The sequence below is a fragment of the Nocardiopsis sp. NPDC101807 genome, assembly GCF_044766605.1.
Classification (GTDB): Bacteria; Actinomycetota; Actinomycetes; order Streptosporangiales; family Streptosporangiaceae; genus Nocardiopsis; species Nocardiopsis tropica.
Map to the genome: position 1 here is coordinate 329,508 of NZ_JBIWMK010000006.1, position 15,295 is coordinate 344,802.

The window sequence follows — 15,295 nt, forward strand, 5'->3', positions numbered from 1 at the left end:
GCACGTAGCGGGCACGCGGCCCGTACGGACCCCTGGAAACGCGAGAGGCCAGGTCACCGGAAATCCGGTCTGACCTGGCCTCTGCTGTGTGGAGCGGATGACGGGAATCGAACCCGCGCTATCAGCTTGGGAAGCTGAAGTTCTGCCATTGAACTACATCCGCGTGTGACCGCCGGAAGTCCGGTTGTCGACGCACGTCATCTTAGCCCAACTCGGCCCCCCATGGGCAACTCGGCGCGGGAGCCGGGGGCCGGCCGTCCCGCCTACGGTGCGTTGTCGCAGGCGGTAGGTTCGGACCGTGCTGCTCTCCGATCGCGATATCAAGTCCGAAATCGATGCCGGGCGGGTCCGGATCGACCCCTACGACCCGAGCCTCGTCCAGCCCTCCAGCATCGACGTGCGGCTGGACCGCTTCTTCAGGGTCTTCGAGAACCACAAGTACCCCCACATCGACCCCTCGGTCGAACAGCCCGACCTCACCCGCCTGGTCGAGACCGACGGGGAGGAGGCGTTCATCCTCCACCCGGGCGAGTTCGTGCTGGCGTCCACCTACGAGGTGGTCAGCCTGCCGGTGGACATCGCGAGCCGGCTGGAGGGCAAGAGCTCCCTGGGCCGCCTCGGCCTCCTCACGCACTCCACCGCGGGCTTCATCGACCCGGGCTTCTCGGGGCACGTCACCCTCGAACTGTCGAACGTGGCGACCCTGCCGATCAAGCTGTACCCGGGCATGAAGATCGGCCAGCTGTGCATGTTCCGCCTGTCCTCCCCGGCGGAGCGCCCCTACGGCTCCGCGGGCTACGGCTCCCGGTATCAGGGGCAGCGCGGTCCGACGCCGTCCAGGTCGCACCAGAACTTCGTCCGCACGCCCATCAGCCCCGACGCCTCCTGACCGGCGGAGGCTCTGGAATCGGCCGGACGCTTACGTTACGGTTATGAATCGACACATACCGTCGCGCGACGCATCTGTCTCGCATATGTGACAAGGGTCACTGCAAAAAGCAGAGTGGCATAGATCACATATGGACGTCTTGCGGTGCCGATATCCGGTGTCATAGGTCGGCGGACGGTTTTTATGTCGGTTAAACATGTTATTTGCCGGTTACCAACCGTCTGAACTGTGCGTACGTATCTCTGTAGGGTTTGCACCCGACGTGAACCAGGTAGCGGTACCGCCCCGACCGGGGGGCGCATGGGGGCCCTGCGCAAGCCAGCTACCTGCGGGAACCGCGGGTCGGCAGTGGGGCTGAGCATGCCCTGGTGTGCCTCGCGGCCAGGACAGCCCCATAGAGGAGACCGTGCCAGCAGTACGCGCAGACCACTTGTACAAGGTGTTCGGGAAACAGTCCGGAGCCGCCGTCGAGCGGCTCCAGGACGGCAGTCACCGGGACACCATCGCCGACCTCGACGTGACGGCCGCCGTCATCGACGTGTCCTTCGAGGTCGAACCGGGCGAGATCTTCGTCGTCATGGGCCTGTCCGGATCAGGGAAGTCGACCCTGATCCGGATGCTCAACGGCCTCCTGGAACCCACCGCGGGGACGGTCGAGGTCGACGGCGTGGACATCACCGCCCTGAGCAGGAAGGAACTCCTGACCCTCCGGGGCGAGAAGATCAGCATGGTCTTCCAGCACTTCGCGCTCCTGCCCCACCGCACGGTTCTCGAGAACGCCGCCTACGGCCTGGAGCTCCGCGGGATCCCGCGTGCCGAGCGCGGCCGCAAGGCGCGTGAGACCCTCGAACTGGTGGGCCTGGGCGGTTGGGAGGACAAGCTCCCCGAGCAGCTCTCCGGAGGCATGCAGCAGCGCGTGGGCCTGGCCAGGGCACTGGCCGCGGACACCGACATCATCCTCATGGACGAGGCGTTCAGCGCCCTCGACCCGCTCATCCGGCGGGACATGCAGACCCAGCTCCTGGAACTCCAGGAGAGCCTGGGCAAGACCATCGTCTTCATCACGCACGACCTCAACGAGGCGATGCGCCTCGGCGACAGGATCTGCGTGCTCCGCGACGGCCGCGTCGCCCAGATCGGCACCGCGCAGGAGATCCTCAGCGAACCCGCCAACGACTACGTCGAGCGGTTCATCGAGGACGTCGACCGGACCCGCGTGCTCACCGCGTCCTCCGTCCTGGACTCCGACGGCCCCGCGGCCGACGCGTCCGCGCCGCAGGTCGCCGCGAGCACGCCGGTGGCCGACCTGTACGCCGACATGACCACCGCCGAACGCCTCCGCGTGGTGGCCGAGGACGGCAGCGTCCTCGGCACGGTGACGCGCAGCTCCGTGCTCGCCGCCCTCGCGGCGGGGAAGGAGACCCCGTGACACCCGTGGAGTTCCCACCGAGCCTGCCGATCGGCGAGGGCTTCGAGGCGTTCAACAGCTGGCTCAAGTCCAACTTCGGCCTCTTCTTCGACGCGCTCGGCGCGTTCATCCGCTGGGCGGTCGACGCCCTGTCCGGGTTCTTCGTCGAACCGGGTGCGGGCCAGCTCGCGTTCATCGCCGCGGTCGTCATCGCGGCCCCGCTGCTGAGGACCCGGCGGCTGCCGCTGGTCGTGATCGTCGGCGCCGTCTCGCTGCTCTACGTCCTCCAGGGGCAGTTCGGCTTCGGCGACACCGTCGTGAACCTCCTCGGACGCCCGTTCTTCGGGTGGGCGATGGCGCTGTTCGACCAGCAGTACGTGGACGCCTACCTGTGCATCTCGCTGCTGTTCCTGATCGCCGTCACCGTGCTGGGCCTGACGGGCCGGTCGACGAGGGTCCGGACCGGCGTCGTCGCGGGCGGCTGGCTCGTCCTGCTCGTGCTGGGCTGGCTCGTGCTGCCGGCGCTGGTCACGAACCCGGCGTCGCTGCTGATGATCCTGCTGCTCAGCCTGCTCGCGCTCTCGGTCGCCGGATGGCGGATGGGCCTGTTCGCCCTCGTCGCCCTCACCCTGATCGCGTCCGTCGGCCAGTGGACGAACGCCATGGACACCCTGGGCCTCGTGCTCGTGGCCAGCGCCATCGCCGTCGTCATCGCGATCCCCATCGGCGTCCTCGCGGCCTACAACGACACGGTCAGCAAGATCGCCAAGCCGGTCCTGGACCTGATGCAGACGCTGCCCGCGTTCGTGTACCTGATCCCCGCGATCTTCTTCTTCTCGATCGGCGCCGTCCCGGGCGTGGTCGCGACCATCGTGTTCGCGATGCCCCCCGGCGTCCGCCTGACCGAGCTGGGCATCCGCCAGGTCGACCGCGAGCTGGTGGAGGCGGGCGAGGCGTTCGGGGCGCCGAGCCACAAGATCCTCACCGGCATCCAGCTGCCGCTGGCCCTCCCGAACATCATGGCGGGCGTCAACCAGGTCATCATGCTCGGCCTGTCGATGGTCGTCATCGCGGGCATGGTCGGCGCCGGCGGCCTGGGGAGCCAGGTGTACCAGGGCATCACGCGCAACGACGGCGCGCTCGGCTTCGAGGCCGGCATCGCCGTGGTCATCCTGGCCATCTTCCTCGACCGCCTCACCGCGGCCGTCACCCGCAGGGGACCCCGGGCCCGCGCCTCCGCCCAGGCGTCCTGAGCCGCCGACCCGACCCCGCACACGGAATTACCTAGGGAAGGAATCCCACGATGTACAGCCCCAAGCGCATGACCGCGCTGTCCGCCGCCGGCATGAGCGCCGCCCTCCTCCTGACCGCCTGCGGTGGCGGCGGGGAGGACCTGACCGGCCCCGCGGAGGGCGAGGGCGGGGACACCAAGGAGATCAACATCGCGCTGATCGCCTGGGAGGAGGCCATCGCCACCACCGCCATGTGGGAGGTGATCCTGCAGGAGCTGGACTACGACGTCACCGTCACCGACGTCGACGTCGCCCCCATGTACCAGGGCGCCGCCAACGGCGACGTGGACCTGTTCCTCGACACCTGGCTGCCGATCACCCACTCGGACTACTGGGAGGACTACGGCGACCAGCTGGAGGACCTCGGCGTCTGGTACGACAACGCCGTCCTGACGCTCACCGTCCCCACCTACATGGAGGACGTGAACAGCATCGCCGACCTGGCCGACCACGCCGACGAGCTGGGCGGCGAGATCATCGGCATCGACCCGGGCGCCGGCCTGACCCGGGTCACCAAGGAGGAGGCGATGCCGGGCTACGGCCTGGACGAGGACTTCGAGCTCGTCGAGTCCTCCACCGCGGCCATGCTCGCCGAGCTGGACTCGGCCATCGCCGAGGAGGAGCCCATCGTCGTCACCCTGTGGCGTCCGCACCCCGCCTACGCGCAGCACGACCTGAAGGACCTCGAGGACCCCGAGGGCCTCATGGGCGACGCCGAGCAGATCCACGCGGTCGGCCGTGACGGCTTCACCGAGGAGTACCCGGAGCTCAGCGAGTGGATCGGGAACTGGGAGATGTCCGACGACGAGCTGGCCTCCCTGGAGGTGCTGACCGTCGGCGAGGACGTCGAGAACCCGCAGGAGGGCGCGCGCACCTGGCTGTCGGAGAACCCGGAGTTCCTGGAGCGCACCCTGGGCGAGGCCGCCGAGGGCCTGGAGTTCTAGCACGCCGGGCCGGCGGCGCGCGGTCCCGCGCGCCGCGCCCGCGGCGGGAAGCGTGAACGGGCCGTCCCCGAGGGGGCGGCCCGTTCGTGTCGTCGGGGGGTCAGGGGGCGTAGTAGCCGCCCTGGGCGCCGCCGTAGCCCTGGTTGAGCTGGCGGGCCCTCTCCCTCCTGGGGAGCAGGTACGCCGCGAGCAGGCCGCCGAGGAAGCCGAAGAGGTGGGCCTGCCAGGAGACGCCGGGGTACTGGGGGAGGACGCCCCAGATCATCGTCCCGTAGAAGAGCACCACGCAGATCATGATGACGATGTCGACCGTCTTGCGCTCGACGATGCCGCGCAGGACCGTGTAGCCGAAGTAGCCGAACACCAGGCCGCTGGCGCCGACGGTGAGGGAGAAGGGCGAGCTGAACAGCCAGACCCCGACCCCGCTGACGACGATGACGATCAGCGTGGTGAGCAGGAACCGGCCCAGGCCGCTGAACGCCACGAGGGAGCCCAGCACCAGGAACGGCAGCGAGTTGCCGATGAGGTGTTCGAGGTTGCCGTGCATGAAGGGCGCGGTCAGCACGGTCCAGGGCTGGTCGAAGTTCCAGGCGCGCAGGCCGAACCCGTGGTCGAGTGCCCCCCGGAGGACGAAGCTGTCGAGGATCTCGAGAACCCACATGGCCGCGAGCATCCCCGCTACGGTCAGGATGGCGGTGATTCTGGACTGCTTCACGACACCGAGGGTAGATGACACCGGCTTGCAGCGGTATGTCTGTGGGGCGCGTGGTGGGTAATTGTCTGATGTGTCCAGAGTCGTCCCAGGGGGGACCGGGCGGTCAGGACGTCAGGGAGCGCTTGCGCGGCGGGATGCCGGCCACCGCCATGAACGACTCGACCTTGGCGGGGCTGGTCATCCCGGTGAGCGGCAGGTACGTGCGCGCGGCGCGGCGGCTCCGGAGCGAGGGGAAGCGCTTGGGGCGTCCGGTGGAGTCGCACAGGCCCAGGGAGCGGATGCGCCCCGGCAGGACGTAGTAGGAGCCGATGTCGTGGAAGGGGACGCGCACGATGTAGCGTCCGCGCCGGTAGCGGAACTCGCCGTCGGAGATCTCCAGGACGGGGGCCTTGATCATGTGGCCGTGCGCGGCCAGGCCGGCGCCCCCGAGGGCGAGGAGCAGTCCGAGGGTGATGTGGGCCCAGTGCACGGGGTCGGCCGCGACCACCACGACGCCGAGTACCACCAGTGCGTAACCTGCCCACAGCTCCACGTGTTTACGGCCTACGGGGCAGACCATGCGGACTGTTTCGGACACGGCAGATGCCTCTCTCGCTGGGTGCTGCGGTGGGATGACGGCGGTCGCCGTTCCCGACCCTATCGGCTCCGCGGGCATGGGAACGGTGGTTTCGGACAGCTCTGGCGAGGGGTTAGGTCTCGGGTATGCGTGCTTTGGTGTCGACAGCTCCTTTTGACGCTTTTATCTGATTAACATCAGGTCATCCCACGAATCATGTGAAGATGCCGGGGTGTCCATGGAAGCGGCGTTTGCGGCGAAGGAAAAGTGAGTCTTTCGTCCTTGATGGGGATTTTAGCGCCCTGTGTCCGTTTTCCTCTCGGTAATCATGCACGAGCAAGTTGTAGTTAAACGTCGTTTACTTTATCGTCAACATTGTTGACTGGTGTCAATGTCCAGCAATTCATTTCTGGCTTGTCCGAATCTGGTGTCTGGGTACTGTCGTGCGATGACGCCTCTGACCTGCGTGAACTGGTCGTATTACCGCCGTATTGAGGGTTTGTGTCGACGCCCGAGGTCGATGGGCGCGAACCGGTTGCGGATGGGTCACGAATCTGCCAGTAGGGCTATACAGACATTTCGCTCAATGGTCTTCTGATCGACTAATCGCCTAGGCTCGGCTGGCTGTGTGCGAACCACACAAACCCGCGCGGTCCGGCTCGTATTAGTGATCAAGGGTGTGACTGATGGAGAATCGTAGGAAATTGCTGGCCGCCGCCGCTGTCGGCGTCTCGGCTGCCCTGGTGCTGGGCGCCTGCTCGCCCCCCGAGGACAGCGGCGGCGGCGGTGATGGAAGCTCCGTCACCTGGATCGTCAACCAGCCCGGCGGCGGCTGGAACCACAACGCCCCCGAGGGCGGTTCGGTCTACGTCATCCAGATGGTCCACGGCGTCCTGCCCGTGACGGGGTTCTACAACCCCGAGGGCCAGTGGGAGTGGAACTCCGACCTCATCGTCAACACCCCCGAGCTGCTCAGCGAAGACCCCATGGTCTGGGAGTACGAGATCAACCCGGACGCCAACTGGAGCGACGGCGAGCCCATCGACGCCGACGACTTCATCTGGGCCTGGAAGATGAACAGCGGCAAGGAGGAGCTCTGCGCCGAGATCTGCAACTCCCGCGGATCCGACGTGGACGTGCTGATCGAGAGCGTCGAGGGCTCCGAGGACGGCAAGACCGTCACGGTGACCATCGAGGAGGGGACGCAGTTCCCCGAGTGGTACGCCTTCGGCATGGACGGCCTGTACCCGTCGCACCTCGCCGAGGCCGAGGGCTTCGACCTCGACACGCCCGAGGGCATGCTGGAGTCCTCCCACTGGTTCAACGAGAACCCCGTGACCGTCTCCGGCGGTCCGTACATCTTCGAGGGCACCCCCGAGCTCGACGGGCGGATCGTCAAGACCGTCAACGAGGAGTACTACGGCCCGACCCCGGAGATCCAGGAGATCATCCTGCAGGTCAACACCGAGGAGGGCAGCTGGGTCCCGGCGCTGACCAACGGCGAGGTCCAGGGCGGTTCCCCGGCCTCCTGGTCCGACGACGTCATCACGCAGCTCGAGGACGCCCCCGACGTCGAGTTCGGCATCGAGTCCGGCGGAAGCTGGGAGCACCTCGACGTCAACCTGGACAACGAGGCGCTGTCCGACCGGGCGCTGCGCCAGGGCATCTTCACCGCCATCGACGTCCAGAACATCGCGACCCGCACCTACGGCGAGAAGTTCCCCGAGGTCGAGCCCCGCACGAACCACATCTTCTCCTCCTCGAGCGAGTACCACGAGGACGTCATCACCCCCACCGGCCAGGGCACCGGTGACACCGAGGCCGCCCTGGAGCTCCTGGAGGAGGCCGGCTACGAGCTCAACGGCGACACCCTCGAACTCGACGGCGAGGCGGTCCCGGCCCTGCGCCTGCGCTACACCGCCGGCCACGTCGCCCGGGAGATCATCGCCGAGCTGATCCAGGCCGACCTGGCCGAGATCGGCGTCACCGCCGAGATCGAGACCACCGACGACCTGGGCGGCACCCTCGCCGAGCAGGACTTCGACCTGATGATCTACGGCTGGAGCACCACCCCGGCCTTCGCCAGCTCGTCCTACCTCTACTGGCACAGCGAGAGCCTGAGCAACCACGGCAAGCTGGACAACCCCGAGGTCGACGAGCTCGCGGAGAGGGCGCAGAACGTCGCCACCTCCGCCGAGGCCGCCGAGTTCGCCAACGAGGCCGCCGCGCTCGTGGCCGAGGAGGCCTACGTCCTGCCGTTCGTGGACACCCCGGCGTTCTACTTCTACGACACCAACTACCTCGGCAACGTCACGGACAACAACACCCAGTCGCGCCGAGCCCAGTGGAACCAGCACGAGTGGACCGCGGTCAACTAGCGCACCTCCCGGCCCGCATCGCTCCGTGCTGAACAGCGGGGAGACGCGCCCGGACCGGTGACCGCCGGCGGGACGAGAGTCCCGGCGGCGGCCCGGCCCGGGCGGGCCCCGCCCGCCGTCCCCCGCGGCGGGCGGGGCCGCCTCCCCGTTCCGGGAGCGCTCACCGAAGGACCTTCCCATGCTCGTATACACCGCGCGTCGCCTCGCCGTGGCGATCCCAGTGCTCCTGGCGGCGTCGGTTCTCGTGTTCCTCATGGTCGACCTCAGCGGCGACCCGCTGGCGGACATGCGCCTCGCGCAGCCGCCGCCCAGCGAGGAGGCCATCGCCGCCGCCGAAGCCCGCTACTACCTGGACCGGTCGACCCCGGAACGGTACTGGCTCTGGATGACGGGGATCGGCGGCAACGGAGACATCGGCCTGCTCCAGGGCGAGTTCGGACCCTCGGTCCGGGGCGGCGCCTTCGACATCGGCGAACAGCTCGCCTCCGGCATCGCCGTCACCCTGCGCCTCGTCTCCGCCGCCCTCGTCTTCGCCCTCGGACTGGCGGTCCTCTCCGGTGTCGTCAGCGCCATGCGCCAGTACTCCAAGCTGGACTACACCCTCACCTTCATCGGGTTCCTCGCCCTCGCCATGCCGACGTTCTGGCTGGGCGCGCTGATCCGGGAGGGCGGACTGGTCTTCAACCAGTCCACGGGCACCTCGTTCTTCTTCACCATCGGGGCGAACTCGGCCCGGGTGGGCAACATGACCAACTGGGAGTACTTCCTCGACTCCGCCGGTCACCTCGTGCTCCCCACCATCACCCTGATGCTGACCAGCTACGCGGCGTGGAGCCGCTACCAGCGCACGTCGATGCTGGAGGTGCTCAACAGCGACTACGTGCGCCTCGCCAGGTCCAAGGGCGTGCGCAACAGCGTGGTCGTCCGGCGGCACGCGCTGCGCACGGCCCTGATCCCCCTGGTCACCGTCGCCACCATCGGCTTCGTCGGCATCATCGAGGGCGTGGTGATCACCGAGACCATCTTCCAGTGGCGCGGTCTCGGGTACTTCTTCATCGAGGCGGTCAGGGCACAGGACGCGTTCGCGCTCATGTCCTGGCTGATGCTCAGCGGCACCCTCGTCGTCGTCGCCAACCTCATCGCCGACATCCTGTACGGCGTTCTCGACCCGAGGATCCGCTATGAGTGACACCGACAGCCGTACGGCGAGCGGGAAGGGCCCCGCCGGGCTCCCCGCCGGAGGCGACGTCAACCGGGGGGAGGAGCTGAGCCAGGTCCGGATGGTCTGGCGCCGGTTCCGCCGGCACCGGGCGGCGATGGTCAGCCTGGTCTTCCTGGGCCTCATCACGGCGTTCGCCTTCGTCGGCCCCTTCGTGTGGCCGTGGGACCACACCGTCAGCCGGGACATCCTCGGCAACCAGCCGCCGAGCCTGCAGCACCCCTTCGGCACCACCAACCAGGGCAACGACGTGTTCGCGCAGACGATGCGCGGCACCCAGCAGTCCCTCAAGGTCGCCCTCACCGTCGCGGTCCTGTCGACCGTGATCGGCTCGGTCTGGGGCGCGGTCGCGGGCTACTACCGCGGCAGGGTCGACGCGATCATGATGCGCGTCGTCGACGTGTTCCTCATCGTGCCGCTCATCGTCGCCGTGGCGGCGATCAACGGCAACGTCCGGGGCGGGACCACCTGGTACGCGGTGGCGCTCATCATGTGCCTGTTCTCCTGGGCCACCATCGCCCGCGTGGTCCGCGGCGTGGTGCTCTCCCTGCGCGAACAGGAGTTCATCGAGGCGGCCAGGGCGGTGGGGGCCAGGGCCTCGCGGATCATCTTCCGCCACCTGCTGCCCAACGCGGCCGGGCCGATCATCGTGGCCGCGACCCTGCTGGTGGCGGTGGCGGTCCTCACCGAGGCCGCGCTCTCCTTCATCGGGTTCGGCATCCAGCCGCCGGACATCTCCCTCGGGAAGATGGTGGAGGGATCCAGGACCGCGGCCTTCACCCGGCCCTGGCTGTTCTATCCGCCCGGCCTCCTGATCGTCATGATCTGCCTGACGATCAACTTCATCGGTGACGGACTCCGGGACGCACTCGACCCACGACAGACGATGGTGCGGCGATGACCACGACCGAACACATGAGCGACAGCCCCGCCCCGAGCGCGGAGCACGATGTCGTCCTGGACGTCCGGGACCTCAGCGTCACCTTCTCGTCCGAGGACGGCCCCCTGGACGCCGTGCGCGGCGTCACCTACCAGGTCCGCCGCGGCGAGGCGCTGGGCATCGTCGGGGAGTCCGGCTCGGGCAAGTCGGTGACCTCGATGGCGATCATGGGCCTGCTGCCCAGGACCGCCAGGGTGACGGGATCGGCCAGGGTCCTCGACCAGGAGGTCATCGGGCTCGGCGACGCCGCGATCAGCAGGATCCGCGGCGAGAAGATCGCGATGATCTTCCAGGACCCCCTCACCTCGCTGAACCCGGTGTACACGATCGGCTACCAGATCGCCGAGGCCGTGCTCACCCACCGGGACGTGACCAAGAAGCAGGCGCGGGAGCGAGCCGTCGAACTCCTCGACAAGGTCGGCATCCCCAACCCCGAGCGCCGGGTCGACCAGTACCCGCACGAGCTGTCCGGCGGCATGCGCCAGCGGGTGGTGATCGCCATCGCGATGGCCAACGACCCCGACGTCATCATCGCCGACGAGCCCACGACCGCGCTGGACGTGACGGTCCAGGCCCAGGTGCTGGAGGCGCTGGAGGCGGCCCGCCGGGAGACCGGCGCCGCCCTCGTGCTCATCACCCACGACCTCGGCGTGGTCGCGGGACACGTGGACCGGGTGGCCGTCATGTACGCGGGCCGCCTGGTGGAGACGGGCACGGTCGAGGACGTCTTCTACCGTCCGCGCATGCCCTACGCCCTGGGCCTGCTCGGGTCGGTGCCCCGGCTGGACGGGGGGCGGCACGAACGGCTCACCCCCATCCTGGGGACGCCCCCCTCCCTGCTCAACCTCCCGCGCGGGTGCGCGTTCGCGCCGCGCTGCCCGATGGCCCAGGACATCTGCCGGGAGGAGGTGCCCGAGCTCGCGGAGCCGGCGGACATCGGGGCCCCCGGAGCGGGGGAGGAGGACGACCCCCTGCGCCGGCACCGGTCGGCCTGCCACTTCAGCGACCAGCTGGCCGGGGTCCGCCCGGAAGACCTCTTCCGGCCCACCTCCGTGGACGCGGAGGCGCCCGCCGAGGTCCTCGCGGCCGAGCTGGGGGAGCCCCGGCCGGAGGCGGGCGCCGCCGGGAAGGCCCCGGAGGCGGACCCCGGGGCGGGGGACGGCGCTCCCGCCGGGGGGGCCGAGGTCCTGCTGACCGCCACCGACCTCGTCAAGAACTTCCCGATCCGCTCCAAGGGCGTCCTCCGGCGCAAGGTCGGGGAGGTCCAGGCGGTCTCCGGGATCTCCCTGGAGCTGCGCGAGCACGAGACCCTCGCGCTCGTCGGCGAGTCGGGCTGCGGCAAGTCCACGACGGCGCGCCTCCTGCTCCAGCTGATCCGCCGGACGTCGGGAGACGTCCGGTACATGGGGCAGCCGCTGCACGAGCTGTCGGACTCCCAGATGCGGCCGCTGCGCCGCGACCTCCAGCTGGTCTTCCAGGACCCGTTCGCCTCCCTCGACCCGCGCATGACGGTCTCGGACACGGTCGCGGAGCCGCTGCAGATCCACGGCCGGGCCAAGGGCGCGAGGACCCGGGTCAAGGAGCTCCTGGAGCTGGTGGGCCTCAACCCCGAGCACGGCTCGCGCTACCCGCACGAGTTCTCGGGGGGCCAGCGCCAGCGCATCGGCATCGCCCGCGCCCTGGCGCTCAACCCCAAGGTGCTCATCCTGGACGAGCCGGTGTCGGCCCTGGACGTGTCGATCCAGGCGGGCGTGATCAACCTGCTGGAGGACCTCCAGGACGAGCTGGGGCTGTCGTACCTGTTCGTCTCGCACGACCTGTCGGTGGTCAGGCACATCGCCGACCGGGTCGCCGTGATGTACCTCGGCAAGATCGTGGAGACGGGCACGACCGACCAGCTGTTCAGCGCTCCCGCGCACCCGTACACGCAGGCGCTGATCTCCGCCATCCCGCTGCCGGACCCGGTCAAGGAGAGGACCCGGGAGCGGATCGTCGTCACCGGCGACGTGCCCAGCCCGGCCGACCCCCCGTCCGGCTGCCGGTTCCGCACCCGGTGCCCGAAGTTCGCCGGCGAGCTGTCGGAGACCGAGCGGGTCAGGTGTGTGGAGGAGCCCCCGGACCTGCTGGACCGGGGGACCGGGCACCGGGACGCCTGCCACTACTCCCAGGTGGTCGAGCTGATCTGAGCCGTCGCGGAGCGTCGGGCCGGAGGCGGGGCGGGAGCCCCGGCGCCGGCCCGACGGCGTTCCCCGCGGGCCCGCCGGGGCCCCTCGCGCCCCCGGGCCGGCGGCGGGTTCCGGACGAAACCGCTCCGCCGCGCGGGGACTCGCGGCGAAACCCTGGATCGGCGGCGGTTCCTGGGCTAGGGTGCGTTGCTTCCGCCCCCTTCGAGGAGACCCATGAAGCAATCCTCCCCCGAACCCCCGCGCCCCCGCCGCACCGGAGGGCGCGGCGGCGCCCGGAGGGCCGCCGCCCTCGTCACGATCCCCCTGCTGCCGATGACGCTCCTGGGAGCGTCCCCCGCGCTCGCCGACGCCTCCGGGGCCCGCCTGACCGAACTGCGCGAGGACATCGACGCCATCCTGGAGGACCCCTCCCTGGAGGGCGCCGTGTCGGGCGTGGTCGTCGTGGACACCGCGACCGGCGAGGAGCTGTACTCGCGCGACGGCGGCGAGCAGCTGCTGCCCGCCTCCAACATGAAGCTGTTCACCGCGGCCGCCGCCCTGGAGGTCCTGGGCGCCGACCACTCCTTCGGGACCGAGGTCGCGGCCGAGTCCGCTCCCGGGCGCCGGGGAGAGGTGCAGGACCTCTACCTGGTGGGCCGGGGCGATCCCACGCTCTCCGCCGAGGACCTGGACGCCATGGCCGCCGAGGTCGCGGCCTCCGGGGTCCGCACGGTCAAGGGCGACCTGTACGCCGACGACACGTGGTTCGACTCCGAACGGCTCGTGGACGACTGGTGGCCCGAGGACGAGCCGTACGCCTACTCGGCGCAGATCTCGGCCCTGACGGTCGCCCACGGGGAGCGCTTCGACACCGGCGTCACGGAGGTCTCGGTGACCCCCGCGGCGGAGGGCGAGCCCGCCGACGTGGACCTCGGCGCCGCGGAGGGCTACGCCGAGCTCGACAACCGGGCCCTCACCGGCGCCGCCGGCAGCGCCAACACCCTCGTCATCGACCGCCCGGCGGGCGCCAACACCGTCGTGGTCACCGGCTCGCTCCCCGCGGACGCCGCACCCGTGACCGCGCTGCGGACCGTCGACGAGCCCGCCGCGCTCGCGGGCCACCTCTTCGAGGCGGCGCTGGAGGACAACGGCGTCACGGTGAAGGGCGACGTCGGCCTGGGCGGCGTCCCCGCCGACTGGCGGGACGCCGAGGTGCTCGCCGACCACACGTCGGCCGAGCTCTCCGAGATCCTCGTGCCCTTCATGAAGTTCAGCAACAACGGGCACGCCGAGATGCTGGTCAAGAGCATCGGCCAGGAGACCGCCGGAGCGGGCACCTGGGACGCCGGCCTCGCGGGCGTGGAGGACGCGCTGTCCGGCCTGGGCGTGGACACCGCCGGCCTGGTCCTCAACGACGGCTCCGGCCTGTCGCGGGGCAACCTGGTCACCGCGGACACCGTCGTCGACCTGCTCGGACAGGCGGGCTCCGCCCCCTGGGAGGAGACCTGGTCCGCCTCGCTGCCGGTCGCGGGCGAGAGCGACCCGTTCGTCGGCGGCACCCTCGCCAACCGGATGCGCGGCACCGCCGCCGAGGGCGTGGTCGAGGCCAAGACCGGAACGATGAGCGGGGTCAGCGCCCTCTCCGGGTACGTGCCCGGACCCGAGGGCGGGCTGGCGTTCAGCATCGTGAACAACGGCCACTCCGGCCCCGCGCCCCTCGCGGTCCAGGACGCCGTCGCGGTGCGCCTGGCCGAGTACGCGGGCCACCGGGCGCCGGCGGGCGCAGCCCCGCTGCGCGCCCCGGTCCAGGGCAGCGGTGAGCTCGAATGCTCCTGGGAGCAGGCCTGCTGACCGGCGGGGGCGCCGACCGTCCGGAGGCGGCCCGAGGGGGCCCTCCGGCGGAGTGACCCGGTACGGAGCCGGCCCGGCGGCGGGCCGGACCGCGGAAGAGGGACCGGCGGGCCGCACGCGGCCCGCCGAGGACGAGGGCCACGGGTTCACCCCCGTGGCCCTCGGCCGTTCCCGGGCTCCCGTCCGTTCCCGGGCTCCCGTCCGTTCCCGGGCTCCCGTCCGTTCCCGGGCGCCTACCAGGCCCGGCGCCCGAGGAAGGCGAGGAACCGCGTCTGGGCGTCCGCGCCCTCCGGCGGGGTGAGCTCGGGACCGCAGACGCCGTTGCCGCGCATGCTGTCGCCGAACGCGGCGGTGTTCCCGTGCGCCCACCGCACGTCCTCCGGGTCCAGCCGGTCGTCCAGCCCCGCCGCGCGGGCCAGGTCCCAGCGGTGCACGACCAGGTCGAAGGAGAGGAACTGGTCGACGGAGCGCGCGAACGTCGTCCGTCCGAAGTACCCGTCGTACCCGGCGTCCGCGCGCTCCGGGTCGGCCAGGTCGGCCTGGACCACCGCGCGGGCCGCGTCCCAGGCCGCGGCCGGGTCCGCGTCCACCGACGGGATGTCTCCCAGGTCCCGGCCGACCAGGCGGAGGAACATGCCCTGGGTGTCCACGACGTGGCGGACCACGTCCCGGGCGGTCCACCCCTCGCAGGGGGACGGGGCCGACCACCGGTCGTCGGGTACCGCGGCCACCGTCGCGGCGAAGGCGTCGGAGAGGCGGGCGTAGCGCTCGGAGATGTCGCTCATGACAGGTGTCCCCCTGGATCGGTCGAGTTCCGGCCCCATCCTCGTCCCGCGGACCCGCCGGGGTCTTGAAGAAACGCGACAGGGGCCGCACGTCCGGGCCCCTCCGGGGGAACGGGGCGGAGCCGGGGCCGGACCGCCCCCGGAGCGCGGACC

Annotated in this window: 12 protein-coding genes and 1 tRNA gene; 9 read left to right on the plus strand and 4 right to left on the minus strand. The window is 70.2% G+C overall.

Going from position 1 to position 15,295, the window contains the following annotated elements; all coding sequences use genetic code 11:
• Nucleotides 1-89: 89 nt before the first annotated feature.
• A tRNA-Gly gene (locus ACIRPH_RS20335) sits at nt 90-163 on the minus strand.
• Nucleotides 164-298: 135 nt separating this feature from the next.
• Between ACIRPH_RS20335 and dcd the strand changes: the two genes are divergently transcribed.
• The 4 genes from dcd to ACIRPH_RS20355 all read left to right on the plus strand — a co-directional run bounded on the left by dcd (nt 299) and on the right by ACIRPH_RS20355 (nt 4,533).
• Nucleotides 299-889, plus strand: a complete 591-nt coding sequence (gene dcd, locus ACIRPH_RS20340) for a dCTP deaminase (protein ID WP_402916538.1) — start codon at nt 299-301, stop codon at nt 887-889.
• 430 nt (nt 890-1,319) lie between these two features.
• Complete coding sequence (locus ACIRPH_RS20345; protein WP_402916913.1) at nt 1,320-2,318, plus strand: glycine betaine/L-proline ABC transporter ATP-binding protein; 999 nt, start codon at nt 1,320-1,322, stop codon at nt 2,316-2,318.
• Nucleotides 2,315-3,550: an ABC transporter permease gene (locus ACIRPH_RS20350; RefSeq protein ID WP_402916539.1), complete on the plus strand. Its 1,236-nt coding sequence runs from the start codon at nt 2,315-2,317 to the stop codon at nt 3,548-3,550. The genes ACIRPH_RS20345 and ACIRPH_RS20350 overlap by 4 nt, the downstream gene beginning before the upstream one ends.
• A 50-nt stretch (nt 3,551-3,600) precedes the next feature.
• Nucleotides 3,601-4,533, plus strand: coding sequence for a glycine betaine ABC transporter substrate-binding protein (locus ACIRPH_RS20355; protein ID WP_402916541.1), 933 nt, complete (start codon nt 3,601-3,603; stop codon nt 4,531-4,533).
• 100 nt (nt 4,534-4,633) lie between these two features.
• Here the strand turns inward: ACIRPH_RS20355 and ACIRPH_RS20360 are convergent, their stop codons facing one another.
• Entirely contained in the window at nt 4,634-5,248 is a 615-nt protein-coding gene (locus ACIRPH_RS20360; RefSeq protein WP_402916543.1) for a rhomboid family intramembrane serine protease, read from the minus strand.
• Nucleotides 5,249-5,351: 103 nt separating this feature from the next.
• Nucleotides 5,352-5,807 (minus strand): hypothetical protein, encoded by a 456-nt coding sequence (locus ACIRPH_RS20365; protein ID WP_402916545.1) that lies wholly within the window; start codon nt 5,805-5,807, stop codon nt 5,352-5,354.
• 683 nt (nt 5,808-6,490) lie between these two features.
• Between ACIRPH_RS20365 and ACIRPH_RS20370 the strand changes: the two genes are divergently transcribed.
• The 5 genes from ACIRPH_RS20370 to dacB all read left to right on the plus strand — a co-directional run bounded on the left by ACIRPH_RS20370 (nt 6,491) and on the right by dacB (nt 14,357).
• Complete coding sequence (locus ACIRPH_RS20370; protein WP_402916547.1) at nt 6,491-8,182, plus strand: ABC transporter family substrate-binding protein; 1,692 nt, start codon at nt 6,491-6,493, stop codon at nt 8,180-8,182.
• Nucleotides 8,183-8,360: 178 nt separating this feature from the next.
• Nucleotides 8,361-9,371, plus strand: a complete 1,011-nt coding sequence (locus ACIRPH_RS20375) for an ABC transporter permease (protein ID WP_402916549.1) — start codon at nt 8,361-8,363, stop codon at nt 9,369-9,371.
• Between the two features lie 91 nt (nt 9,372-9,462).
• Nucleotides 9,463-10,302, plus strand: a complete 840-nt coding sequence (locus ACIRPH_RS20380) for an ABC transporter permease (protein ID WP_402916915.1) — start codon at nt 9,463-9,465, stop codon at nt 10,300-10,302.
• The gene (locus ACIRPH_RS20385; protein WP_402916551.1) at nt 10,299-12,527 is read left to right on the plus strand and encodes a dipeptide ABC transporter ATP-binding protein; all 2,229 of its coding nucleotides are present in this window, start codon (nt 10,299-10,301) and stop codon (nt 12,525-12,527) included. Before ACIRPH_RS20380 ends, ACIRPH_RS20385 begins: the two co-directional genes overlap by 4 nt.
• Nucleotides 12,528-12,740: 213 nt before the next feature.
• On the plus strand, nt 12,741-14,357 hold the full coding sequence (dacB, locus tag ACIRPH_RS20390) for a D-alanyl-D-alanine carboxypeptidase/D-alanyl-D-alanine-endopeptidase (protein WP_402916553.1): 1,617 nt from the start codon (nt 12,741-12,743) through the stop codon (nt 14,355-14,357).
• 233 nt (nt 14,358-14,590) lie between these two features.
• Here the strand turns inward: dacB and ACIRPH_RS20395 are convergent, their stop codons facing one another.
• Entirely contained in the window at nt 14,591-15,142 is a 552-nt protein-coding gene (locus ACIRPH_RS20395) for a TIGR03086 family metal-binding protein (RefSeq protein ID WP_402916555.1), read from the minus strand.
• Nucleotides 15,143-15,295: the final 153 nt, after the last annotated feature.